Origin of the sequence: Lutibacter sp. (assembly GCF_046055765.1) — a bacterium.
Lineage (GTDB): Bacteria > Bacteroidota > Bacteroidia > Flavobacteriales > Flavobacteriaceae > Lutibacter.
In genome coordinates, this window is record NZ_JASFZF010000100.1 from 1 (window position 1) to 25150 (window position 25150).

Below are 25150 nucleotides of genomic sequence, written 5' to 3' on the forward strand. Positions count from 1 at the left end.
ATGTGTGACTTGTCACCAAAATGATTATGATACAACTAATGACCCTAATCATTTAAGTGCTGGGTTCTCTACTGATTGTACTGCTTGTCATACAACTGGTGGCTGGACTCCTTCAACTTTTGATCATGATAGCCAATATTTTCCAATTTACAGCGGAAAACATCAAGGAGAGTGGGATCAGTGTATAGATTGCCATACTACAAATAATTATTCAACATTCAGTTGTATTGATTGTCATGAACATAGTAACAAAGCAGAAGTAGATAATGACCACAAAGGTGAGAGCGGTTATGTATATGAAAGTAATGCTTGCTATAATTGTCACCCAACTGGACAAGATTAAAACAAACAAATGAAATTAAAATCAATATTAATAGTTATCTCTATGACCTTATTATGTTCAAATTTATTTGGGCAAGGTAAAGACATGCTAATTACAGGCACGGTTTCATTTGTAAACTCAAAAAATAGTTATGTTAAATTTGAAAATACAAAACATCTTAAAATTGGAGATACTCTTCGCTTTTTAAATCAGAAAAAAGCTTGCTTACTAGTTCAAAATAAATCCTCTAAATCTGTTGTTTGTATTTCATTATTTAATTGTAATACAAAAAAAGGTGATAAAGTTTATTACAAATATATTCCTGAAATTAATAAAAAAACTATAAATGAAAGTGAAAAAGCAGTTTCAACAACAGAAAAAAATGTAAAAGTAGAAAAGCAAGAAAAATATGCAAAGGAAACTAATATTGAAAAAATACGAGGAAAAATTTCAGCTTCAAGCTACAGTAATATTTCACCGTCATCTACAAATAGACATCGTATGATGTATCGTTTTTCTTTAAGTGCTAATCATATTGATAACTCTAAAATTTCAGTAGAAACCTACTTAAATTATAGACAGTATTTTAAATCAAAGGATACTTCAATTAGTCAAAGAAAAAATATTTTTAATATTTATAATTTTGCTTTAAAATATGATATTAATCCAACATTATCCTTAACTATTGGTAGAAAAATTAACAATAAAACTTCATCTTTAGGTGCTATTGATGGTTTGCAAGCAGAAAAGTACTTTGGGAACAGTTATATTGGTATTATCGCTGGATTTAGACCTGATATTAATGATTATAGTTTCAATTCTAACTTATTAGAATATGGTGGCTATTTTGGTAGTAGAACAACAAATAAAAATTTTCGATCTCAAACAACACTTGGTTTACTACAACAAACCAATAACGGTCAAATAGATAGAAGATATGCATATTTTCAACATTCTAGTACTGTTTTAAAAAAATTATCTCTTTTTTCTTCATTAGAATTTGATTTATACAATAAGGTTGATACTATTACTTCAAATACTATAGACTTAACTAATTTGTATGTTTCTGCAAAATATAAATTTAATAGAAAGTTAGACTTAATGGTTTCATACGATTCAAGAAAAAGGATATTGTATTATGAAACATTTCAAACTGAAATTGAACGACTATTAGATGATAATGAGGCTAGACAAGGATTAAGATTTAGATTAAATTTAAAACCTTTAAAATTTTTATATGGTGGTATTAGTTATAGTAAAAGGTTTCAAAGTTCAACACAAAACAAATCAAATAATATTAATGGATATATTGGTGTATCAAAAATACCAAATATAGGTGGTAGGCTTTCTATTAATTTCAATAAAAATACGTCTAATTATTTAGAAAGTTCCATTATCTCTTTTAGACATTCAAGAGAACTTATTCGAAATAAATTAAGTGCCGACTTTTATTTTAGAATGGTTGATTATAATTATTACAATGCAAATTCAACAACTAAACAAAATTATTATGGCACAAGTCTTTCATTAAAAATTAGTAAGAGCTTAAAATTAAATATATTTGGAGAAATATCTGCCTTATCGGGTGAAAAAAATAATTACCGAATAAACACATCAATAACTAAGAGATTTAAAAATAAAAGAAAACTTAAAAAGATAAAATTATGATTTCAAAAATTAGAAATATTGCATTAATTATAATACTAATAGTTAATTTGGTAGGTTGTAATAATGGCCCTAAAATTATAGAATCTACAAATAAAACACCCCAGTCAGAAAAAAATAGTGGTATTTTTTCTGATGAAAATTCAACTACAATTGATACTTTTAAAACTGATTTACATACTGTTGAAGTAAATGAAATTCTAGAAACTTCAAAGTACTTATATATGAATGTAACTGAAAATGGAGAAAAATTTTGGATAGCAACTAGATTAATGGACATTACTATTGGTGAAACTTATTATTATAAAGGTGGGCTTTTAAAAACTAACTATGAAAGTAAAGATTTTAATAGAGTTTTTAAAAAAATATATTTAATATCTGGTAGTTTAGTAGCTGCAAATCACTCATCTAGCTCAAATACTACAAGTAGTAAATTACTTACTAAGAAAAAAACTACAAAAGCAACAAAAGCTCCTATCAAAACTATAGCAACTAAAATTGAAGTTAAAGGCTCTATGAAAATAGCAGAATTAGTTAAAAATGCTAAAAAATTAGAAGGTAAAATAGTTCAAATAAGTGGTGTTTGTGTAAAATCAAATGCCAACATTATGAATAGGAATTGGATTCACCTTAAAGATGGTAGTAAAGATGATTTTGACCTAGTAGTAACAACTGATACATTTATTCCTGAAGATGCTATTATTACGCTAAAAGCAACAGTAACATTAAATAAAGATTTTGGCGCTGGATATAAATATGATCTAATTTTAGAAAATGGAACAATCATTCCATAGCTCAAAACTACTAAGTTAAACAAACTAATATTTATATAAATGAAGAAAATATTTAACATATTAAGCAAAATTTCCACATATCTTTTCAATACCAGAGCTGCTGGGTTGTATATAATATTATTTGCTGCAGCAATAGGAATTGCAACATTTATTGAAAACGATTATGGAACAAGTTCTGCGCAAAAAATAATATTTAAAGCTAAATGGTTTGAATTATTGCTCTTATTATTTAGTATATCAATCGCCGTTAATATTGTTAAATTTAAAATGGTACAGCAAAAAAAATGGACTCTTATTATATTTCACGGAGCTATTATTTTAATTTTAATCGGTGCCGGAATTACTCGTTATTTTGGTTTTGAGGGTATTATGCACATTAGACAAAATGATTCCTCAAATACGTTTCAATCATCAACAACTTTTCTAAAATTTAAGGTTGCTAAAAATAATAAAACTTTTGAGTTTAATGAAGATGTTTTATTTGCAACACTAGGCAACAATAATTGGCATGAATCCTATTTAATTGATAATGATTTGATTGATGTTACTATAAAGAAAGTTATTCCTAATCCAACTCAAAAATTGGTTGAAAGTTTAGAAGGAAAACCAACCATAAAAGTTGTAGTTGCTGGAATGAATGGTAGAGAAGAATATTTCATAAAAGAAGGTGAGCAAAATAGATTTGGAAACCTTTTCTTTAATTTTAGTCAAAATATAATTCCAAATGCAATAAATATTCGCTTTAAAAATGACTCCTTATTTTTTAAAACCAATAAGGTATTTACACAAATGGTAATGGCAACTCAAAAAAAAGATACTATTTATCCTATAGATGCTTATCAACCATTACTACTTCGCTCGTTATATTCAGATGGTAAAAATAATTTTGTACTGCCAGAATTTACTAAAAATGGAACTGCCACTATTGAATCTGGAAATCCAAAAATAAACAGTAGTAGCAAAGTAGCACTTTTAACAACTATTTCGGTAAATGGAAATTCACAAGAGATCTATTTATACGGACAAAAAGGTTCGCCTGGGAGGCCACAAGTTTTAAATTTTAAAAATCTGAGTTTATCTGCGGCATACGGAACGAAAGAAATAAAATTACCTTTTACTATAAAATTAAAGGACTTTATATTGGATAAATACCCAGGAACAAACAGTGCTTCTTCGTATGCAAGTGAAGTTCAATTAGTAGATTCCGATAAAAATGTAAAAAAGGATTTTAGAATATTTATGAATAATATTTTGAATTATAAAGGATATCGATTTTTTCAATCTTCTTTTGATAAAGATGAAAAAGGAACCTATTTAAGTGTTAATAATGATTATTGGGGAACTCTAATAACTTATGCCGGTTATATTCTTTTAACTATTGGAATGTTGCTAACATTTTTTAGTAAAAAAACTAGATTCTACATTGTTATGCAAAAAATTAAAAAATTAAGAGCGGCGAATACTACACTATTAATTGTGCTATTATTTCTATTTGCATCAACTAATTCTTTTGCACAATTAAATAAAGAAGATTTAAATGTAACTCATATTGTTAACATCAACCATGCAAACAAATTTAGTAAGCTTGTAGTGCAAGATTTTAGAGGTAGAATGAAACCAGTTCATACGCTAACTCGTGAAATACTAAGAAAATTAGCACGAAAAGAAAGTTTATATGGCTTAAGTGCTGAGCAAATTATTTTAAGCATATTTGCAAATAATAGTGAATGGTATACTGTAAAACTTATTAAATTAGGTAAGCATGAAACCATTTCAACAAAATTAGGTGTTGCTACTAAATACGTTTCTTATAAAGATTTTTTCGACCAAGATGGTGTGTATAAATTAAAGGATGAAGTACGAAAAGTTTACAATTTAAAACCTGTTGATAGAGGTGTTTATGAAAAAGAATTACTTAAAATAGATGAGAAAGTTAATATTTTAAGTATGTTATTTTCAGGAGCTTTGCTAAAAATTGTGCCCAATGTTAATGATACAAATAGCACTTGGTTATCAAATAGTAATCACACTAATTCAACTACTCAAAATACTGTTGCTACTAAATTTTTCAGTTCATATAGTGCCTTATTAAATGATGCAATGCATACTAACAATTACAGCAATGCAAATAATCTAATAAATGAACTTAAAGATTATCAAATTAAAAACGGTGGAGTAATTATGCCTTCATCGACAAAAATTAATGCTGAAATTTTATTAAATAAAATGAATATTTTTAACAGGCTAGCCTTGTTATATATTTTGTTAGGATTATTATTTTTAAGTTGTTTATTTTTAGGTGTTTTTAAACCAAAACTAAATTTAACCTTAATTTATAAAGTTTTATTTTCATTAGTAATAATTGGGTTTATACTTCATACTATTGGACTTGGATTGCGTTGGTATATTTCTGGAAGAGCACCTTGGAGTAATGGTTATGAATCTATGATATATATTGCTTGGACTTCAACTTTAGCTGGAGTTATATTTACAAGAAAATCGTTTGGAGGATTGGCAGCAACAATGTTTTTAGCTTCAATTATATTGTTAGTTTCTATGTTAAGCTTTTTAGACCCTGAAATAACACCATTAGTTCCCGTTTTAAAATCGTATTGGTTAACCATTCATGTTTCTTTGGAAGCAGGAAGTTATGGATTTTTAATGTTGGGAGCTATTATTGGAATTATAAACCTAGTATTAATGTTATTTTTAACTAATTCAAATAAAGATAGAATTGTTAGAATTATCAAAGAAATGTCTTACATAAGTGAATTAACCCTCATTGGTGGATTATTCATGGTAAGTATTGGAACTTATTTAGGAGGTGTTTGGGCAAATGAATCTTGGGGAAGATATTGGGGTTGGGATGCCAAAGAAACCTGGGCTTTAGTTACCATACTTGTATATGCTTTTATTTTACATATGAGAATAATTCCAAAATTATTTGGATTATTTTCATATAATGTTGCCACTATTTTTGGGCTAGCAAGTGTAATTATGACCTATTATGGTGTAAATTACTATTTATCAGGATTGCATTCCTATGCAACTGGAGATCCAATTCCCATTCCAAATTGGGTATATATTGTTGTTTTTATTCTTATTACCTTGAGTATTTTGGCTTATTTTAAAAAAAAGAAATATAAACTTAAATAAATATTGAATTAATTATAAATAAAATTAACCAGCAGCTATTAAATAATTAGTTACTGGTTAATTTTTTGATGTTTTTTATTGAATAATAATTGATAAACTATTGAAAAAGTAGCTATTAAAAAACTAAATGTCATAAATATTCCTGAAATTATGATAACATATTTAAACCATAAAATGCCACTCCAAAGAAGATAAATACCTCCAAAAGTTAATAAAACTGAAATAAAAGGCTCAATCATTAAAAAATATTTTAACTTTTTATTGATAGATGTTGTGGCTAATAGTAAAGAAAGTAAAAAGAAAATAACTGACATTGAAAGTATGTGATTATGTACTATTGTTAGTATTTCTCGTTCACTTTTTTTGAATTTCATAATTTCAGCTTCCTCATCACTTTCATTTCCTAAATAATTAGTTTCTATTTCTGTTACTTTCATTGAAGTAGTAGTATTAACAAAGCTTAAACCTCCATAAAAACCAACACTAAGCACAATTATAAAAATAAAGATTACTGATTTAATTTCTCTTGGAAATTGATATATTAGTCCGTGTACTTCCATTATATTAAATGTTTATTGTTTAAAATACCTACTGTTTTTAATAACTTATTTATTTCATTTGTCATTGATTTTGCAGAGATTGTGGCTCCAGAAATAGCCGCTATATCTTTTTGATATTTAAGTTGTTGCTCTTTAGTGACTCCTATAAATTGCTTTAACCAACGTTTGCTACCAACTTCGCCCCCGTGATCTTCTCTGTAAACTAATATTTTAACCTTTGATACTATTAAATTCTTATTAAAAATGACAATAAAATCGAAATAATCAGCTTTTCCATAAGCTTTACCTAAATAATAATAACCAAAAAAATTAGCTTCACTATTAATTTTAAAAAAATTAGTTTCATCAATTTTCAATGGTAAAATTTTATTCAATTTATTATTTGAGATAATAATTGGCTCGCTTGTAAAATTTTCTATACTAAAAACAGCTTTTATTTCTTTTTGAATAAGTTTATGAACTCTATCTGAAATAGTTATAAAACTTGTTACTACTAAAAATAAAATTGCTATTAAAATTGTTTTTTTCATACTCCAAATATGTTATTTCTTATTGAAATTGAGTTTGTAGATTTATTAAAATTTAGAACCAGATGGCTACACCTGCATTAAATTGCTTTGAAGTATCGCTTCCAAATATTGCATTATTCATTAATTGATAGTCCATTTTAAAAGCTGCACCTTCAGCAACTTTATAATTTAATCCGAAAATTAATTCATTTCTGTCATACGCTTTATTAGCAATTAAGCTACCTTCAGTTTTTGCATGCGTATTGTATTTTTCATAGCGTAAAAATGGTGTTAATTTTTCATCACCTTTCAACTCAAATCCATAAGCAATTTCAGCATATAAACCGTTCATTTTAGATCCTAAATCCTGACCTGTTAATGTATTGTAATCTTCTGTATTAGAGATATTTGTATTGATATATTGCCCTCTTAATTCTAAATTATTGTATTTGTAGCGAGCATCCAATCCAATCATTGAAACACCTACTGTTGAAGCTTCTATGGTAGTATCATCGGTTTGTGTATTTCCGAAATAACCAGATAATCCAATTCTTAAACCTGGAATACCATAATAATCTAATTTTGCTGAAAAATTTGGGGAGCTTACCACAGATTCAGCACCTTTTTGTCTCCCTTTTCTTAAACCATCAGAACCTCTTAATGCACCCGTACCATCAATGTATGATTTAAACCCATTAAATAAATAAGCTTGATATTTTAATGAAGCATTATCTAATTTACCTGAAATACCAACACCTAACTCTCGCCAAGTAGTTGGTACAATATAATTATCCACATTTGGACGCTCAACCCCATAAAATGTTGGAGGTTCGTGAAATTCGTTAATAATTCCCATTGGAACTAACATTAAACCTGCTAATACATTTAAGTTTTCAAATACTTTATATTTTATATACGCTTGTTCAACAAAAACCTCTTCAACATGTTCATATTCAATTTCACTTACAAAATTTACCTTTTCATTGAATTTATACCCAAAAAGGAAAACCATTCTATGCACATCTAATTTACCAACTTTAGAACCATCAGGCTCATTATAATCAATTTGCGCATAACCTCCAATGGTTACATTATTTGAAATATTATATCCTAATAATCGTTCTCCAGAATTTACTTTTGAATTTTTTTGAGAATACCCCACAATACTTACCATGATGGCAATTAAACTTATTATTTTCATTTTTATTACTTATTTTTATTTAGACTAATTCTTAATAGTGCAAAAATAGATAAGTAACTTATATTACAAAAGTTTATTTAGAATAATTTTAAATAAGCTGACATATATCATAAAATACGAATTTAAAATAATTAGAATTGGTTACTGAAAATTTAAATAAATACCTTTAATGCTTCATTATAAGCACTCTCAAAGCTCATGGCTTGTATATTAGTAACACTTTTTTGTTGATTGAAGTAAGAAATCAATTTTTCTGTAGGCATATTTCCTGTAAGTTCATCTTTAGCCATTGGGCAACCTCCATATCCTTTTATAGCTCCATCAAAACGCTTACAACCTGCTTTGTATGCAGCATCAACCTTTTCAAACCAAGTGGTTGGTGTAGTGTGTAAATGTGCTCCAAATTCTATTGTAGGATAAGCTGTTATAAGATTTGAAAATAAATAATCAATAATTTCTGGTGTTGAACTTCCAACAGTATCGGATAATGATAAAATTTGAACACCCATTTTAGAAAGTTTATCTGTCCATTTTGAAACAATATCCACATTCCAAGGATCACCATACGGATTTCCAAAACCCATAGATAAATAGGCAACAACCTTTTTATTAGTTTTAGCAGCTATATTTAACAACTCATCTAAAGTTTGAATAGACTCCATAATGGTTTTACCAGTATTACGCATTTGAAAGTTTTCAGAAATAGAAAAAGGATAGCCTAAATAATTAATTTCTTCAAACTCAGAAGCTTCTTTAGCACCTCTAATATTTGCAACAATAGCTAATAATTTACTTTCAGTGGTACTTAAATTTAATTTTGCTAATACTTCAGCAGTATCACGCATTTGTGGAATTGCTTTTGGAGATACAAAACTACCAAAATCTATGGTATCAAAACCAACTCTTAACAACGCATTAATATATTGAACTTTTGATTCAGTTGGTATAAAATGCGATTTTATACCTTGCATGGCATCTCTTGGACATTCTATAATTTTAACCTTGTTCATCCTTGCTCAAATATACAAAACCAATTAAGATAAAAGTATAAAAATTGCAATTCCTAGAAACACTAAAATTTTAAACCATTTAATTTTTAAATTAAATGTTGGATGCTTTTTTAAATACGAAGCAAAACTTCCTGAAAGCATTGAAACCACAGAAAAAATAACTAATGCTTGTAGCATAAATAAAAATCCTAATATATAAAACTGTACAATTGTACTTTGGGCTGAACTGTATAAAAAACCTGGGAAAAAAGCTAAAAAGAAAATGGAAACTTTCGGATTTAAAACATTCATAATAAACCCTTGTTTAAATAATTTTAACAAGCTTTTCTTTTCACTTTTACTCTTTACTATTATTGGATCATTAGATTTAAAGGCTAAAAATGCCAAATAAACTAAATAGGCTGCTCCAAATAATTTTATACTAAAAAATAAATTTTCAGATTGCTTTATAATTGCTGAAACCCCAAAAGCTACTAACGATGTATGAATTATAATACCTGATACGAGACCAAATGAGGTTGCTATTCCATATTTTTTCCCGTTGGCTAAACTTTGAACTAAAACATAAATAATATCTGGCCCTGGCATGATGGTTAACAGCATTGAAGCACCAATAAACGATATGAGAATTTCGTAATTCAATTATTCTTGTTCTAAAATAGCTTTGTTAATTTTTTTAATTAATGAAGGCCCTTCGTAAATAAAACCTGTATAAATTTGTACTAAATCAGCTCCTGCATTTAACTTTTCTAGTGCATCTTCTGCAGAATGAATACCACCTACTCCAATTATTGGAAATGCTTTATTAGATTTCTGAGCTAAATAATTAATTATTGCTGTACTTCTATCTTTAATTGGTTTACCACTCAGTCCACCATGACCAATTTTAGTTAATTTATCTTCGGAAGCTATTAATCCTTTTTTATTTATAGAAGTATTAGAAGCAATTACACCATCAATTTTAGTTTCTGCAACTAATTCAATAATTTCATCTAATTGTAATTTATTTAAATCTGGTGCAATTTTTAAAAGTATGGGCTTTTGTTCACTAAAAGTAGTATTCACTTTTTGTACTTCTGAAATCAATTCAAATAAATAATCTTTATCATTTAATTTTGCGTGGCTACTTACATTTGGACAACTAACATTTAAAACAAAATAATCTACATAAGGATGTAATTTCGAAAAACAAGCGACATAATCTTCTGTATAACCATCAGGCATTGTGGCTGTGTTTTTACCAATATTACCTCCTATTAATACATTCCCTTTATTCTTTTTAAGTTGTTTAACAACTTCTTTTACACCATTATTATTAAAACCCATTCGGTTGATTAAACCATTATCCGCTTTTAACCTAAAAACTCTTTTTTTAGGATTTCCTTTTTGAGCTGTTGGAGTTACAGTACCAATTTCAATAAATCCAAAGCCGAAATTTGCTAGTTCATTATATAAGACTGCATTTTTATCAAAACCTGCAGCTAAACCAACTGGATTTTTAAATGTAAGTCCAAATAAATTTCGTTCTAATTTTTTATCATTTATAACATATAACTTTTTAAAAATTGATGTTACACCTGGAATTTTAGAAATATATTTTATAAGTAAAAAGGTAAAATGATGAACTTTTTCAGGGTCAAAGAGAAAAAATAATGGTCTAATAATACTTTTATACATTGAAATATGTTTGTGTAAAATTAAAAAAAGTACTGATATATTCTTGAAAAAATATCATTCTGAACTTATTTCAGAATCTCATACCATATTTGATAAGAAACTAAATCAAGTTCCCTTAGACTTGCAATATAAATATTATAACTTTGATTAAGTTAAATATTTTGAGCTACTCTTACTATTTCTATGTACTCACTAAATATTATCTTCTCTAATTTGCATAAAAGATTTTGGGTGTAAGCAGGCAGGACACACTTCTAATGCTTTTTTACTTTCATAAACATAACCACAGTTTATACATTTCCACCAAACTTTACCATCCTTAATAAATACTTTATCTTCTGAAATATTTTGTAGTAATTTTAGATATATTCTTTCATGTTCTGCTTCTACTCTAGCAATCATTTTATAAGCAGTTGCTATTTTTGGAAATCCTTCTTCTAAAGCAACTTCGGCAAAGTGAGGATATAAATCTGTCCATTCTTCATTTTCACCTTCAGCTGCAGCTTTTAAATTTTCATCAGTAGTTCCAATTATTCCCGCAGGATACATTGCTATTATTTCAACCATTCCGCCTTCTAAAAATTTAAAAAAACGTTTGGCATGTTGCTTTTCTTGATTTGCAGTTTCTTGAAAAATTCTTGAAATCTGTTCGTATCCTTCTTTTTTAGCAATCTTAGCAAAAAATTCATACCTGTTTGTTGCTTGACTTTCTCCTGCAAAGGATTTTAATAAATTTTGTTCTGTTTTTGTGCCCTTTAAAGATTTTTCCATTCTATTTAGTTTATAATAGGATATAATTAGTTTTATCAAAAATAACAACTTAATTATGCTCTATTTTAGTAGTATAAATGTACAAAACAAAAAAGTTCTTAAAAAGAAAAATAAATAAAACTTTTCTTTTTAAGAACTTTTTAACTTAATTATTTAACAAGTATATTATCGCAAAGTTGCACCTACATTTTTTTCAAATGTTTGTTGTAGCTTTTGCATTATTTTATCTATTTGCTTATCGTTTAACGTTTTATTTTCATCTTGAATTAAAAAACTAACCGCATACGATTTTTTTCCTTCTTCTAATTTATCCCCTTCATACACATCAAATAAGTCAACTTCTTTTAAAAAGTTTTTCTCAGCCTGAAATGCCAAGTTGTAAATTTCACTAAAAGTAATTTCTTTATCTAATAGCAATGCAAAATCGCGTTTAACTGCTTGAAATTTAGATAATTTCGAAACTTTAATTTTAGATCTCCCACCTACTTTAAGTATATTTTCCCAATTAAAATCGGCAAATAATACTTCTTGTCTAATACCAAATTCTTTTAAAATCGGACGTTTTACAACACCTAAATCAACTAACTTAATTTTACCTAAACTTAACGTAATTCCTTCTGAAAAAATATCGTTTTTAGTTGGTGTAGTTTTTAATTTATTGATTCCTAATCTCAGTAATAATGTAGTTACAATTCCTTTTAAATAAAAGAAATCAGAAGTTTTTTGCACTGTATTCCAACTATCTTTTGCTCTGTTTCCAGAAACAAATAATGTTAAGTGTTTTTGTTCGCTATATCCACTATCATATTTATGGTATGTTTTACCAAATTCAAAGAATTTTAATGAATTATTTTTTCTGTTAATATTGTAAATAACAGACTCTAAACCGCTAAATAACAGTGATTGACGCATAACACCTAAATCACTACTTAAGGGATTTAGTATTGTAACATTGTGTTCTTCATTTAGCATTTCTGTCAAAGAAACATAATCAGCCTTTGTTAAAGAATTTGCCATTGTTTCATTAAATCCTTGAGAAATTAATTGATTGGAAATTACATCTTCAATTTTAACAGCATTAAATTCAGAAAATGAAATTGAGGTATTTAATTTATGAGAAAACTCCACATTATTATAGCCATAAACTCGTAAAATTTCTTCTATAACATCTGCTTCTCGATTAACATCAACTCTATAAGATGGAACTGTTAAGCCTAAACCACCATCAGTTACACTATTAAATTTAATATCTAAAGATGCTAAAATATTTTTAACGGTCTCTCTTGGAATTTCAGAACCAATTAAACGATCCATTTTTTCATAAGATAGAAATACTTGAAAATCTTCAATTTTTATTGGGTATAAATCATCAATTTCTGAAGAAACTTTACCTCCTGCAACTTCTAAAATTAAATTTACAGCTCTTTTTAATGCATATTTTACACTGTTTGGGTCAATTCCTCTTTCAAATCTAAATGAAGCATCAGTATTCAACGCATGTCTTTTTGCCGTTTTTCTGATTGATACTGGATTAAAATAAGCACTTTCTAAAAATATAGAAGTTGTATTTTCTGTAACACCTGAATTTAAACCACCAAAAACACCTGCAATACACATTGGTTCGTTGTTTCCGTTACAAATCATTAAATCTTCTTCGTGTAATTCACGTTCAACACCATCAAGTGTCATAAATTTAGTTCCTTTAGCTAAAGTTTTAACTAGCACTTTACCCCCTTTAATTTTAGCTGCATCAAATGCGTGTAAAGGTTGCCCTAATGAATGTAGTACATAGTTAGTAACATCAACAATATTATTAATTGGTGTTAATCCTATTGCTTTTAATTTATTTTGAATCCATTCAGGGGAATCTTTAACTGTAATACCTGAAATTGTTACACCAACATACCTTGGAGCTTTTTCAGAATCTTCAATTTCTACATCAAATTTAAGTGTTCTATCGTCAACATGAAATTCACTTACAGAAGGTGATATTAACTCTATTTGAATATCATTTTGCATTAAACCTGCACGTAAATCCCGTGCAACTCCTAAATGACTCATGGCATCAGCTCTGTTTGGAGTTAATCCAATTTCGAAAACCTGATCTGTTTCAATATTAAAAACTTCTGAAGCTAAAGTACCGGCAACAAGTACATCGTCTAAAACTAAAATTCCTTCATGACTTGAGCCTAGTCCTAATTCGTCTTCGGCGCAAATCATACCAAAACTTTCCTCTCCTCTAATTTTTCCTTTTTTTATTTTAAATCCTTCTCCTTTATCATCATACAACATTGTACCAATTGTTGCCACAGGTACAGTTTGCCCAGCGGCGACATTTGGAGCACCGCAAACAATTTGCATTGGTTCTCCATTTCCTAAATCTACTGTTGTAACTTTTAATCTATCTGCATTTGGATGCTGTACACAAGTCAATACTTTTCCAACAACAATCCCAGTTAAACTACCTTTAATAGATTCAACTGTTTCTATACCTTCAACTTCAAGGCCTAAATCGGTTAACAACTCTCCTGTTTTTTCAGCTTCCCAATCAACTTTTAAAAATTGTTTTAACCAATTGTATGATATTTTCATTCTTTATTTAATTTTTTACGAATTGCAAAGATAAAAAATTGAATTTAGTTTAACTGATATTTGACCAAATAGTACTGTTTTTACTAATTTCTTGATATGCAAGTTTGATTAAGTTATTTTCTGAAGCTCTTAATGTTGCATCTTGTGTTAACAAATCTATTGCAAAATTTCTTGCTGTTTTTAGTATTTGTGAGTCCCTAACAATATCAGCAATTTTTAAATTTAACACACCACTTTGTTGCGTGCCCATTAAATTACCTGGTCCACGTAATTTTAAATCTACTTCAGCAATTTTAAAACCATCACTAGTATTTACCATAGTTTGTAATCGTACTTTCGCATCACTAGACAATTTAAAACTTGTCATTAAAATACAAAAACTTTGTTCGGCTCCACGTCCTACTCTTCCTCGTAATTGATGTAATTGTGATAAGCCAAAACGCTCAGCGCTTTCAATAACCATTACACTTGCATTCGGAATATTTACGCCAACCTCAATAACTGTGGTAGCCACCATTATTTGAGTTTCACCTTTTATAAAACGTTGCATTTCATACTCTTTATCTGCTGGTTTCATTTTACCATGAACAATACTTATCTGATAATCAGGTTTTTGAAATTCTCTTGAAATACTTTCAAAGCCATCCATTAAATCTTTATAATCCATAGCTTCAGATTCATTTATTAACGGATACACTACATAAACTTGCCTTCCTTTTTCAATTTCTTCTTTTAAAAACTTAAAAACTGATAACCTATTAGAATCATATCTATGTGCTGTTTTAACTTCTTTTCTACCTGGTGGCAATTCATCAATTACTGAAATATCTAAATCTCCATACACACTCATTGCCAATGTTCGTGGAATTGGTGTAGCTGTCATTACCAAAATATGTGGTGGTAATTCGTTCTTTTCCCATAATTTAGATCGTTGTGCAACTCCAAATCTATGTTGTTCATCTATAATTGCAATACCTAAATTTTTAAATTGTACTTTATCTTCAATTAGGGCATGAGTTCCAATTAATATATCCAGTTTACCCGATTCTAATTCAGCGTGTATTATTCTTCGCTCTTTTGTTTTTACTGAACCTGTTAACAATTTTATCGAAATATTTAATCCTTTTAACAATGCTACAATTGAATTGTAATGTTGTGTTGCTAAAATTTCTGTAGGCGCCATTAATGCTGCTTGAAACCCATTATCTATAGCAATTAACATTGTTAATAATGCAACAATTGTTTTTCCCGAGCCAACATCACCTTGTAATAAACGATTCATTTGCGCATTAGAACCTACATCTTTTCTAATTTCTTTTAATACTTTCTTTTGTGCATTCGTTAAGTCAAATGGCAACTTATTTTTATAAAAATCATTAAAATTTGCGCCTACTTTTTCAAAATTGAAGCCTTTAATTTTCGCTTTTCTAACAATTTTCTTTCGAATTAATTGCAATTGAATAAAAAAGAACTCTTCAAATTTCAGTCTATATTGTGCTTTGCTTAATAATTCCTGACTTTTAGGAAAATGAATATTAAATAATGCATCATTTTTAGAAATTAGTTTTAATTTTTCTATAATTGAAGGTGATAATGTTTCTGAGAAATTACTACGAATTTCTTCAAACAAATTTTGAATCATACCAGAAACAATTTTGTTTGAAACTCCCTTATTTGTTAATTTTTCAGTTGAAGGATATACTGGTTGCATAGCTGTGCGCAACTTATTTTTATACGTTGAAACTAATTCCATTTCAGGGTGCGGCATTGAAAATAACCTATTAAAATAAGTAGTTTTTCCAAAAATTACATATGGAATATTAATTTTTAACGTTTCTTTAATCCATTTAGCACCTCTAAACCAAACCAATTCCATAGTGCCTGTTTCATCAGCAAAAGTAGCTACTAGCCTACTTCCTCTTTTTTGTTGTACCGTTTTAATACTTGTTATTTTTCCAATTATTTGGACTTCAGAAGTATTTTGTTGTAACTGGTTTATTTTTAAAAATTGAGTTCTATCTATATATCTATTAGGAAAAAAATTCAACAAATCTCCAAACGTATGAATACCCAGTTCTGATCTTAACAAATCGGCTCTACTAGGTCCTACACCTTTTAAATAAGAAATTGAAGTATTTAAATTGTAAACTGGCATTTTTTATAAAACACGAAGGTACTGATTCAAACAGCAATAAACAATTACAAAATTTGTATAAACAAATTACGTACCTTTGCCAACCTAATTTTTTAGTATGAGATTACACAGAAACCTAGTATTTACAGTTGTTGATTCAATAAAACTTGTTTTTAATGAAGGTGAATATGCAGATAAAGTTGTTGAAAAAGCCCTAAAACGTGATAAACGTTGGGGAGCAAGAGATCGAAAATTTGTTGCCGAAACTATTTATGAAATGGTTCGTTGGAAACGTTTATACAATGAAATTGCCGGTACTAAGTCGCATTATAGTACTGAAAACGTATGGAAGAACTTTGCAGTGTGGGCAATTTTAAAAGGAATTAAATTACCCGATTGGAATCAATTACAAGGTGTTCCTGAAAGAAGAATTAAAGGAAAATTTGATGAACTTCAAAAAAATAGAGTTTTTAAAGAATCTATTCCAGATTGGTTAGATGAATTAGCGGTAAAAGAATTAGGTGAAAAACATTGGGCAAAAGAAATTACCGCCTTAAATAAACAAGCTGACGTTGTTTTAAGGACTAATACACTTAAAACTAACAAACTTTCTTTACGTAAAAAATTAGCCAATGAAGGAATTAATACTGAATTTATTCCTGGTTATGCTGATGCTCTAAAACTAGTAGAACGCGCAAACGTATTTGTAACACAATGTTTTAAAGATGGTTTATTTGAAGTGCAAGATGCTTCCTCTCAGCTAGTTGCCGAATATTTAGATGTAAAACCTGGAATGAAAGTAATTGATACTTGTGCTGGAGCTGGAGGAAAAACATTGCATTTAGCTGCTTTTATGGAAAATAAAGGACAACTAATTGCAACTGATATTTATGAAAGTAAATTACGAAAATTAAAAAAACGAACCCGTAGAGCCGGTGTGCATAATACAACTACAAAACCTTTAGAATCTTCTAAAGTGATGAAAAAAATGAAGGGTACTGCAGATAGAGTTTTAATTGATGCTCCTTGTAGTGGAATTGGCGTTTTAAGACGTAATCCAGACAGTAAATGGAAATTACAACCTGAATTTGTTGAAAACATTAAAAAAACACAAGCTGAAATTTTAGATAATTATTCAGCATTGGTTAAAACTGGTGGAAAATTGGTGTATGCAACTTGTTCCATTTTACCTTCAGAAAATGAAAATCAAGTACAATTATTCTTAAAAAATCATCCTGAATTTAGTTTTGTGAAAGAAAAAAAGGTTTCTGTTCACAAATCTGGATTTGATGGATTTTATATGGCTTTGTTAGAGAAAATAAGCTGATGAAAAATTAGTGTATAACCATAATATTTATTACATCTATAAAACGCCTATACTTTGAAAAAACTATTACTACCTCTATTAACTTTCTTATCATTAACAATTTATAGTCAAATTCCAGCAGGTTATTATGATACGGCTTCAGGACTTACAGGTTATTCCCTAAAAACAGAGTTAAATTCAATTATTAGTAACGGCCATATTAGCCAAGGTTATTCCGCTTTATATACTGGTTATATAACTACTGATACAGATAATTATTACGAAAATGATGGAACTCTCTTAGATATGTATTCCGAAAAACCATTAGGGATTGATGCTTATAACTATACACATAACAATCTTAATTGTGGTACATATTCTGGTGAAGGCGATTGTTATAATAGAGAACATTTAATGCCGCAAAGTGTATTTGGAAGCGCAGAGCCTATGGTATCAGATATCCATCATGTAGTACCTTCTGATGGGTATGTAAATGGAAGAAGAAGTAACTATCCGTTTGGAATTGTTAATTCACCAACCTGGACATCTACAAATGGATCATTTGTAGGCGCAAATACTACCACTGGATATACCGGAACTGTTTTTGAACCTATTGATGAATTTAAAGGAGATATTGCAAGGTGTATGCTTTACTTTGCCACAAGATATGAATCTCAAATTTCGAGTTGGTCTCACGATATGCTTAATGGTACTAGTAATCAAGTTTATAATGATTGGTTTTTAACGTTGTTATTAGACTGGCATGCAAATGATCCTGTAAACCAACGAGAAATTGATAGAAATAATGCTGCTTATACATTTCAGGGAAATAGAAACCCTTTTATTGATCATCCAGAGTATGTATCTCAAATTTGGAGTACCACTCCAGATACCGAAGCACCAACAGCACCAACAAATGTAGTTGCTTCAAATATTACAAATACCACAGTAGATTTAAACTGGACTGCTTCCACAGATAATATAGCTGTAACTAATTATGAAATTTTTGTTGATGGTTTATCTTATGCTACATCTGCAACAAATTCAGCTACACTAACAGGTTTAACACAAAATACAAGTTACGCTATTACCGTATATGCAAAAGATGCTTTTGGAAATACATCAGCAGTTAGTAATACCGCAAATATTACGACTACAAATATTATTGATGTAGATGCTCCAACAGTTCCAACAAGTTTAATTGTTAGTAATGAAACCAATACAACTATAGATGTGTCTTGGACTGCTTCAACTGATAATATGGCTGTTGCTAGTTACGATATCTATGTTGATGGTACTTACAATGCGACAACTGCTTTAACTTCATATACCGTTACAGGTTTATCGGCTTCTACAACCTATACTTTTACAGTTTTAGCAAAAGATACAAGTAACAACTCATCGGCTCAAAGTACAGCTGTTAACGGTACTACAACTGCTATTTCTAGTACTTGCGGTACAGAAACTTTTACAAACTCAAATGCGCCAACTGGTGGGTATGGAGATGGTAATTTTATAGGAGATAATAGTGTTACTTGGACTTATATACAATCTAGGGATGATGAAGGTTATGTAATTACAGGAACTGGGTTAATGTTAAGAAATACAAGTAGTAAATTAACTTCATCAACTGTTACAGGTGGAATTGGAGATTTTACTTGTAGCCTAAAAAAAGCATTTACTGGAACTGGAAATAGACAAGTAGAGTTATTTATTAATGGTGCTTCTTATGGAACTTCGATAGCTTGGGATAATACTACTATTCAAACATTTACTGTATCTAACATTAATATTAAAGGCGGCATAATTGTTGAAATTAGGAATACTGCAGCTTATCAAGTTGTTATAGATGATTTATCATGGACTTGCTATGCAGGAACTCTTGATACAGAAAATCCAACTGCTATTGTAGATTTAAGCAGTAGTAATACAACTAGTACAACAACCGATTTATCTTGGTCAGCTTCAACAGATAATGTTGCTGTAACTTCTTACGAAATTTTTAAGGATGGGGTTTTGTTAGCCTCTTCTACAACTAATTCATACAGTGTTACAGGTTTAACAGCAAGTACAGCTTACAATTTTACAGTGTATGCTAAAGATGCTGCTGGAAACACTTCATTAGTAAGTAATACTGCATCAGTAACTACTACAACTGCTGCTACAGGAGGAAATGACTTATTTATTTCAGAATATGTGGAAGGAAGTAGTAATAATAAAGCTATAGAAATAGCTAATTTTACTGGTAGTTCAATTGATTTATCCATTTATTCAATAGCTCGTCAAACTTCAGGTACTGGAGCTTGGGAAGCTGCACTAACACTTTCTGGAACTCTAATTAATGGTGATGTTTTTGTTGTTGCAAATAGTGCTTCGAATGCTGCTATTTTAAGCGTTTCTGATTTAGCTACAAGTGCAGATGCAATGCTATTTAATGGAGATGATCCTGTTGGTTTATTTAAAAATGGAATATTAATTGATGTAGTTGGAACTTTTAATGGTGCAACTGGTAATTTTGCAAAAGACGTAACATTAAGAAGAAAAAGCACTATAGATTCACCCAATACAATTTATACTATAAGTGAATGGGATTCTTTTGCTAAAGATACGTTTGATGGACTAGGAGCGCATACATTAAGCACTTTGGCTACACCAGATTTTATTCAAAATTTATTTAATGTTTATCCAAACCCATCCATAAATAATAAAATTACTATTTCTGTACAAAACAATACTAAAATTGAAACTATTAAATTTTATAACTTAATAGGACAATTAGTTATTAACCTTAAACAACCAACACTTACTTATAATAAGATTGAAATTAATAATATTCCTAAAGGAATGTACATTGTTAAAATAGCAAATGAAAAGGCTTATTCAACTAAAAGGTTGATAGTTCAATAAAAAAGAGGTTGTATAAAAAATCAGCAGCATAAGATTCTTAAATAGCACTTCAACAAGCTCAGTGTGACATTTTTAGAATCTTATACTACTGATTTTTATTTTTATGAAAAGCTAAAACAAGTTCAATTTTTGGTAATTTTAGGCTAAAATTATTTCTTTTTTAATCTATTATTGAAACACCATTTAAATCGGTTGTTAATATTTCACTCATATAATCAAAATATGGGCGCATTGCTTTATATGATTTTCCTACTTCATCAATAAAATTAGGATTTAACACTTCTTCATCAGTAAATTCACGCGTTACAATAAATTGTTTCATTCTAATTAAATCCATATCAGGATGTTCTTTATCAAAACCTCTTGGTGCCGTTTTTAATGAATTTCCTTGTAATTTATCAAAATGCTTTACAAATGCTTTGTGTTCAATAATTTCACGGATTTCAGAAGCATCCATTTCAAATTCTTTTCTAATACGCAATAAATCATCTTTATTAGGTTCCCAAAAACCACCAGCCAAAAAACTTTCTCCAGGTCTAATTCTTAAATAATAACCACCACGTAATCGCTTTGTTCCTCTTACAAAATGACCAGCGAAATGTGGTTTGTAAGGTGTTTTATCTTTTGAAAAACGCACATCTCTATAAATCCTAAATATTTTTAATTTTTCAATATCGTCATGAGAAATTAAAGTTTCCATTAGTGCATTATAAAACAATTTTACCTTGGCTTGTTCAACTTGAAAAGCTGGTTTATGTGTATTAAACCACTCTCTAGTATTATTTTTCTTTAATTCCTTTAAAAATTCTAATGTTGTTTTTGAAATAGAAGTCATTTTTAATTTTTTAGTTGGTTAAAAATAATGAAAAAAAATAAAGCCTAACTTTCGATAGGCTTTATTTAACAAATTAATATGAATTTTTACTATTTTAGAATGTAAAATCTAATCCAATTTTAAAGTTTCTACCTTTTGTAGTGTATCCAATAGTTTCTACATAATCTTCATTAAAAATATTGTTTAATTGTGCAAAAATTGAAAAACGATCTTTAAGTATCGTGTAACTTGCATATAAATCCACTAAATTATATCCATCAATAATTATATCCTCCCCTGTTCCCCATTGATCAAAGTAAGTAGTTTCTGAAATATTTTTAAATCGTACAGATACGTAGGTGTTTTTAATACTGTTGGTTTCTACTAAAGCTGTTAATTTATTTTTGGGAATATAATCAACATCGGCGCTTTTATTAGTATAAGTGTGCCCAAGTTTAAAACTTACATCTTTCAATGCTCCTATTGAAACTTGAGTTTCTACTCCTTTTGCATTTATAGTGTTCGCAGCATTTGAATATGTAATAAAATCTGGTAAAATTATTGCATTGTCTTCTTCTCTATAAAAGAAGACTGAATTTACTTCAAATAGCTTATTTTTTGTAAAAATAAAACCTACTTCAAAAGTTGTATTTTCTTCAGGATTTAAATCAACATTTCCATATTGTGAAAATAATTGATAAGTACTTGGTGCAATAAACGCAGTACTTAAAGATGAAATAACTCTAAAATTATTTGAAAAATTATACGAAGGATTTATATTATATACCAAATGATTTCCATACTCACTGTGATTATTTAAACGTGCTCCTGTATTTATATTAAAACCAGATGTTGCATTATAAACAACTGTAAAATAAGGATCTATTGTATTATAATTTGCTAAATTGTCTTCAATATTACCATAAGGGCTATTCGTTTGATTGCTTTGTTTTTGATAATTTACACCTGCAATAATTTGAAATTTATCAGATATTTTATAATTGTTTACAACATCAAACATATAAGTTTGCCCTGTATATTCAAAATGATCTGTAGCACCTGTCCAGCCATTAAAGCTATCAAACATTCTATCAATTTGATTAAAAGATGCAATTAAATTTAAACTACCTTTAGTGTACTTAAAACTTGAAGAAACACCACCTCTAAATTGCTCATTTTTACCATTATTAATTTCAGAATCTGAAAATCCACCAGCATCAAAATCATATACATCTTTATCTAAATTACTAAATATTTGTACCGTTAACTTCTCAGTAAAATCATACCCCAAACTAACAAATGTATTGGTTGTCTTAAATGCATCACTTGCAAACGGCACATCACTATTATTATCACTCGCTTCAGACAATCCGTCTGTTTTTGAACCATTAAAAGCTACTAAATATGTAAATTTATTTAATGTACCATTTATAGATACATTTTGATTGATATCATTCAAATCAAAACTAGAATCATTTTGTGAATTATTAGTTCCTACTGACACTTGATAATTGAAAGAAATAGGTTTTTTAGCTGCCTTTTTTAATTTAATATTAATTACACCAGTTGCTGCACCAGAGCCATATAGTGTACTTGCTGCTCCATTCATAATTTCAATAGACTCAACTTGACTTAAAGTTAATAAGCGTAAATCAAAAGCCGTATTTATTCCAGAAGGATCACTTACAGGAACGCCATCTATAAGCACTAAAACTTGTTTATCTCTACCACCTCTAATATAGGTGCTTTTATTTTTTCCTGTTGAACTATTAGCTCCATTAATTGAAATACCAGCAATATTATCCAATACATCAATAATCGTTTTCCCTTTTAAATTTTTTAACTCTTCTTGTTTAATTTGATAAATAATTTTCCCAACATTTTCTTTTTTAATTGCAAATTTTGTTGCTGAAATTACAACTTCATCCAATTCCTCAATTTTTTCTTGAGCTTGTAAAGAATTAAATGCACAAAGCATACATAACATGCTTAATTTAACTACTGTTTTTTTCATTTTTAAATGATTTAATTATTAAAATAATAAATCAGGTAAGTATTGAAGTATAGAAAACCATACCCAACCCCTTCTCCCGAAAGCTTGAATTGTATTGACTGTGGCAGGTCTCCTGGCTTGCGTATTGTTAGTACCTTCCCATTCTAAAAATGAACAGTGGTTAAAGTTAAATAACAACCACCGAAAAATATCGGCTTTAGCTTACAGTTGCGGGAACAGCTTCGGATTTAAACCGAATTCCCTTTTCACTTATATATACTGAAGTATACACAAGAACCATAATCAGCTGCAAAATTAATTAAAAAAGACTGATTAGTATCATTTTTTGATTGTTAAATTTCTAAAATAGTACATTTGCTAAAAATTAATTTTAATGAAGTTATCAGTCTTAATAAAATCTTTATTTATTCTCATTTTATTAGTTGTTTTATCTTGTAATAATGATACTAATAAAACCAATCTCGAAGTTAATAATAATAATAATATTAAATATGCGAAAGGTTTTGATATTCAGCATTTTAAAAATTTTACTAAGCTAATTATAAAAGCTCCTTACCAAAATTCTAAAGAAACTTTTGAATATATTTTGACTGATACTATTACTAAAAACAATCTAAAAACTATCAAAACACCCATAAATTCAATTGTAGTAACAAGCACTACTCATATTCCAATGCTTGAATTATTAAGTGCTGAAAATAAATTAGTTGGCTTTCCTAATACCAATTATATTTCTTCAAAAAAAACTAGGAAATTAATTTCAAAAGGATTTATTAAAGAGTTGGGAAATGAAGAAAATATAAATACTGAATTACTGCTTGACCTCAATCCAAACTTAGTAGTTGGTTTTTCAATAAACAGTAATAATAAAATGTTTGCTATTATCGAAAAATTAGGAATTCCAGTGTTATTAAATGGAGATTGGCTAGAAGAAACTCCTCTTGGACGTGCTGAATGGATTAAATTTTTTGGGGTGCTATTTAACAAAGAACAGCTTGCAGATAGTATATTTAATGAAATAGAAAAAAACTACTTGGAAGCTAAAGATATTGCATTAAAATCTAAAAATAAACCAACTGTTATTTCTGGTGGTTTATTTAAAGATATTTGGAATTTACCTGCTGGTGGTAGCTTTGAAGCTTCTTTTTTAAAAGATGCTAACACTAATTATTTATGGAGAAATTCTACTGGAAAAGGAAGCCTTTCTTTAAATATTGAAAATGTATTTGATAAAGGAAAAGATGCTGAAATTTGGATTTCACCTAGTTTTTATAAAAATTTAGAACAACTTAAAAAGGCAAATGACATCTATCCTAAATTTACAGCTTTTAAAAACAATAATATTTATACATTCGTTAATAAACAAGGACAAACTGGCGGAATTATTTATTTTGAATTAGCTCCTGCTCGCCCTGATTTAGTATTAAAAGATCTTATTAAAATAGCGCATCCTGAATTGTTAAACGAGTATGAATTTAGTTTTTTTGAGAAATTAAAGTAATTGAATTATGCTTTTCAATACATTGAATAAAAAAACCAAGCAAATATTGCTTGGTTTTTTTGTGATAAATATTGTTATTTAAAAATTATCCCTACTCATTAAAATAAGGAATATTAGCACTCCATGCACAACTTGAAATTGCTGACCTTTCTCTTCTAGTTATTAATCTATCTTTACGCCAATAATACGTTATTTTTGCTATACCTCTTGTGAAATT

17 protein-coding genes, 1 pseudogene and 1 riboswitch are annotated in these 25150 nt (G+C 28.6%); of the genes and pseudogenes, 7 read left to right on the plus strand and 11 right to left on the minus strand.

Translation table 11 applies throughout. From position 1 onward, the window contains the following. The 4 genes and pseudogenes from QM495_RS09770 to ccsA all read left to right on the plus strand — a co-directional run. Positions 1 to 343, plus strand: a pseudogene (locus tag QM495_RS09770) (hypothetical protein); the annotation flags it as partial. Between the two features lie 9 nt (positions 344 to 352). Next, complete coding sequence (locus QM495_RS09775; protein WP_408671921.1) at positions 353 to 1990, plus strand: hypothetical protein; 1638 nt, start codon at positions 353 to 355, stop codon at positions 1988 to 1990. Further along, a complete protein-coding gene (locus QM495_RS09780; RefSeq protein ID WP_408671922.1) occupies positions 1987 to 2781 on the plus strand; it encodes a GW dipeptide domain-containing protein in 795 nt (264 codons plus the stop codon). The genes QM495_RS09775 and QM495_RS09780 overlap by 4 nt, the downstream gene beginning before the upstream one ends. 39 nt (positions 2782 to 2820) lie before the next feature. Continuing rightward, the gene (ccsA, locus tag QM495_RS09785) at positions 2821 to 5937 is read left to right on the plus strand and encodes a cytochrome c biogenesis protein CcsA (RefSeq protein ID WP_408671923.1); all 3117 of its coding nucleotides are present in this window, start codon (positions 2821 to 2823) and stop codon (positions 5935 to 5937) included. Between the two features lie 50 nt (positions 5938 to 5987). On the opposite strand, the gene QM495_RS09790 is transcribed toward ccsA, so the two are convergent. The 9 genes from QM495_RS09790 to recG form a co-directional block, all read right to left on the minus strand. Further along, entirely contained in the window at positions 5988 to 6497 is a 510-nt protein-coding gene (locus tag QM495_RS09790; RefSeq protein WP_408671924.1) for a hypothetical protein, read from the minus strand. Continuing rightward, positions 6497 to 7027, minus strand: a complete 531-nt coding sequence (locus QM495_RS09795; protein WP_408671925.1) for an FMN-binding protein — start codon at positions 7025 to 7027, stop codon at positions 6497 to 6499. The genes QM495_RS09790 and QM495_RS09795 overlap by 1 nt, the downstream gene beginning before the upstream one ends. 52 nt (positions 7028 to 7079) lie before the next feature. Further along, a complete protein-coding gene (locus tag QM495_RS09800) occupies positions 7080 to 8207 on the minus strand; it encodes a hypothetical protein (RefSeq protein WP_408671926.1) in 1128 nt (375 codons plus the stop codon). 152 nt (positions 8208 to 8359) lie between these two features. Beyond that, on the minus strand, positions 8360 to 9217 hold the full coding sequence (locus QM495_RS09805; RefSeq protein ID WP_408671927.1) for a hydroxymethylglutaryl-CoA lyase: 858 nt from the start codon (positions 9215 to 9217) through the stop codon (positions 8360 to 8362). 24 nt (positions 9218 to 9241) lie between these two features. Continuing rightward, positions 9242 to 9859 carry a LysE family translocator gene (locus QM495_RS09810; RefSeq protein ID WP_408671928.1) on the minus strand — a complete coding sequence of 206 codons (618 nt, stop codon included), beginning with the start codon at positions 9857 to 9859 and terminating at the stop codon, positions 9242 to 9244. Further along, entirely contained in the window at positions 9860 to 10894 is a 1035-nt protein-coding gene (locus tag QM495_RS09815; RefSeq protein ID WP_408671929.1) for a quinone-dependent dihydroorotate dehydrogenase, read from the minus strand. 192 nt (positions 10895 to 11086) lie between these two features. After that, on the minus strand, positions 11087 to 11665 hold the full coding sequence (rbr, locus tag QM495_RS09820; RefSeq protein WP_408671930.1) for a rubrerythrin: 579 nt from the start codon (positions 11663 to 11665) through the stop codon (positions 11087 to 11089). Positions 11666 to 11830: 165 nt separating this feature from the next. Beyond that, positions 11831 to 14257: a phenylalanine--tRNA ligase subunit beta gene (gene pheT, locus QM495_RS09825; protein ID WP_408671931.1), complete on the minus strand. Its 2427-nt coding sequence runs from the start codon at positions 14255 to 14257 to the stop codon at positions 11831 to 11833. 49 nt (positions 14258 to 14306) lie between these two features. Then, the gene (gene recG, locus QM495_RS09830) at positions 14307 to 16412 is read right to left on the minus strand and encodes an ATP-dependent DNA helicase RecG (RefSeq protein WP_408671932.1); all 2106 of its coding nucleotides are present in this window, start codon (positions 16410 to 16412) and stop codon (positions 14307 to 14309) included. Between the two features lie 97 nt (positions 16413 to 16509). Between recG and QM495_RS09835 the strand changes: the two genes are divergently transcribed. After that, positions 16510 to 17718, plus strand: a complete 1209-nt coding sequence (locus tag QM495_RS09835; RefSeq protein WP_408671933.1) for an RsmB/NOP family class I SAM-dependent RNA methyltransferase — start codon at positions 16510 to 16512, stop codon at positions 17716 to 17718. 54 nt (positions 17719 to 17772) lie between these two features. Beyond that, positions 17773 to 20604: an endonuclease gene (locus tag QM495_RS09840; protein ID WP_408671934.1), complete on the plus strand. Its 2832-nt coding sequence runs from the start codon at positions 17773 to 17775 to the stop codon at positions 20602 to 20604. Between the two features lie 160 nt (positions 20605 to 20764). Here QM495_RS09840 and QM495_RS09845 read toward each other — a convergent pair whose 3' ends face one another. Together QM495_RS09845 and QM495_RS09850 are read right to left on the minus strand one after the other, a co-directional pair. Beyond that, positions 20765 to 21439, minus strand: coding sequence for a DUF2461 domain-containing protein (locus QM495_RS09845; RefSeq protein ID WP_408671935.1), 675 nt, complete (start codon positions 21437 to 21439; stop codon positions 20765 to 20767). Between the two features lie 94 nt (positions 21440 to 21533). Then, a complete protein-coding gene (locus QM495_RS09850) occupies positions 21534 to 23432 on the minus strand; it encodes a TonB-dependent receptor plug domain-containing protein (RefSeq protein WP_408671936.1) in 1899 nt (632 codons plus the stop codon). Between the two features lie 84 nt (positions 23433 to 23516). Then, a riboswitch (cobalamin riboswitch) is annotated at positions 23517 to 23728 on the minus strand. Between the two features lie 77 nt (positions 23729 to 23805). Here QM495_RS09850 and QM495_RS09855 point away from each other — a divergent pair. Next, entirely contained in the window at positions 23806 to 24933 is a 1128-nt protein-coding gene (locus QM495_RS09855) for an ABC transporter substrate-binding protein (protein ID WP_408671937.1), read from the plus strand. The last annotated feature ends 217 nt before the right edge of the window (positions 24934 to 25150 follow it).

What these genes read in the sequence shown, in the direction of transcription:
- QM495_RS09775 (WP_408671921.1), top strand. Translation starts at nt 353, where the DNA reads ATGAAATTAAAATCAATATTAATAGTTATCTCTATGACCTTATTATGT.
- QM495_RS09780 (WP_408671922.1), top strand. Translation starts at nt 1,987, where the DNA reads ATGATTTCAAAAATTAGAAATATTGCATTAATTATAATACTAATAGTT.
- ccsA (WP_408671923.1), top strand. Translation starts at nt 2,821, where the DNA reads ATGAAGAAAATATTTAACATATTAAGCAAAATTTCCACATATCTTTTC.
- QM495_RS09790 (WP_408671924.1), bottom strand. Translation starts at nt 6,497, where the DNA reads ATGGAAGTACACGGACTAATATATCAATTTCCAAGAGAAATTAAATCA.
- QM495_RS09795 (WP_408671925.1), bottom strand. Translation starts at nt 7,027, where the DNA reads ATGAAAAAAACAATTTTAATAGCAATTTTATTTTTAGTAGTAACAAGT.
- QM495_RS09800 (WP_408671926.1), bottom strand. Translation starts at nt 8,207, where the DNA reads ATGAAAATAATAAGTTTAATTGCCATCATGGTAAGTATTGTGGGGTAT.
- QM495_RS09805 (WP_408671927.1), bottom strand. Translation starts at nt 9,217, where the DNA reads ATGAACAAGGTTAAAATTATAGAATGTCCAAGAGATGCCATGCAAGGT.
- QM495_RS09815 (WP_408671929.1), bottom strand. Translation starts at nt 10,894, where the DNA reads ATGTATAAAAGTATTATTAGACCATTATTTTTTCTCTTTGACCCTGAA.
- rbr (WP_408671930.1), bottom strand. Translation starts at nt 11,665, where the DNA reads ATGGAAAAATCTTTAAAGGGCACAAAAACAGAACAAAATTTATTAAAA.
- pheT (WP_408671931.1), bottom strand. Translation starts at nt 14,257, where the DNA reads ATGAAAATATCATACAATTGGTTAAAACAATTTTTAAAAGTTGATTGG.
- recG (WP_408671932.1), bottom strand. Translation starts at nt 16,412, where the DNA reads ATGCCAGTTTACAATTTAAATACTTCAATTTCTTATTTAAAAGGTGTA.
- QM495_RS09835 (WP_408671933.1), top strand. Translation starts at nt 16,510, where the DNA reads ATGAGATTACACAGAAACCTAGTATTTACAGTTGTTGATTCAATAAAA.
- QM495_RS09845 (WP_408671935.1), bottom strand. Translation starts at nt 21,439, where the DNA reads ATGACTTCTATTTCAAAAACAACATTAGAATTTTTAAAGGAATTAAAG.
- QM495_RS09850 (WP_408671936.1), bottom strand. Translation starts at nt 23,432, where the DNA reads ATGAAAAAAACAGTAGTTAAATTAAGCATGTTATGTATGCTTTGTGCA.
- QM495_RS09855 (WP_408671937.1), top strand. Translation starts at nt 23,806, where the DNA reads ATGAAGTTATCAGTCTTAATAAAATCTTTATTTATTCTCATTTTATTA.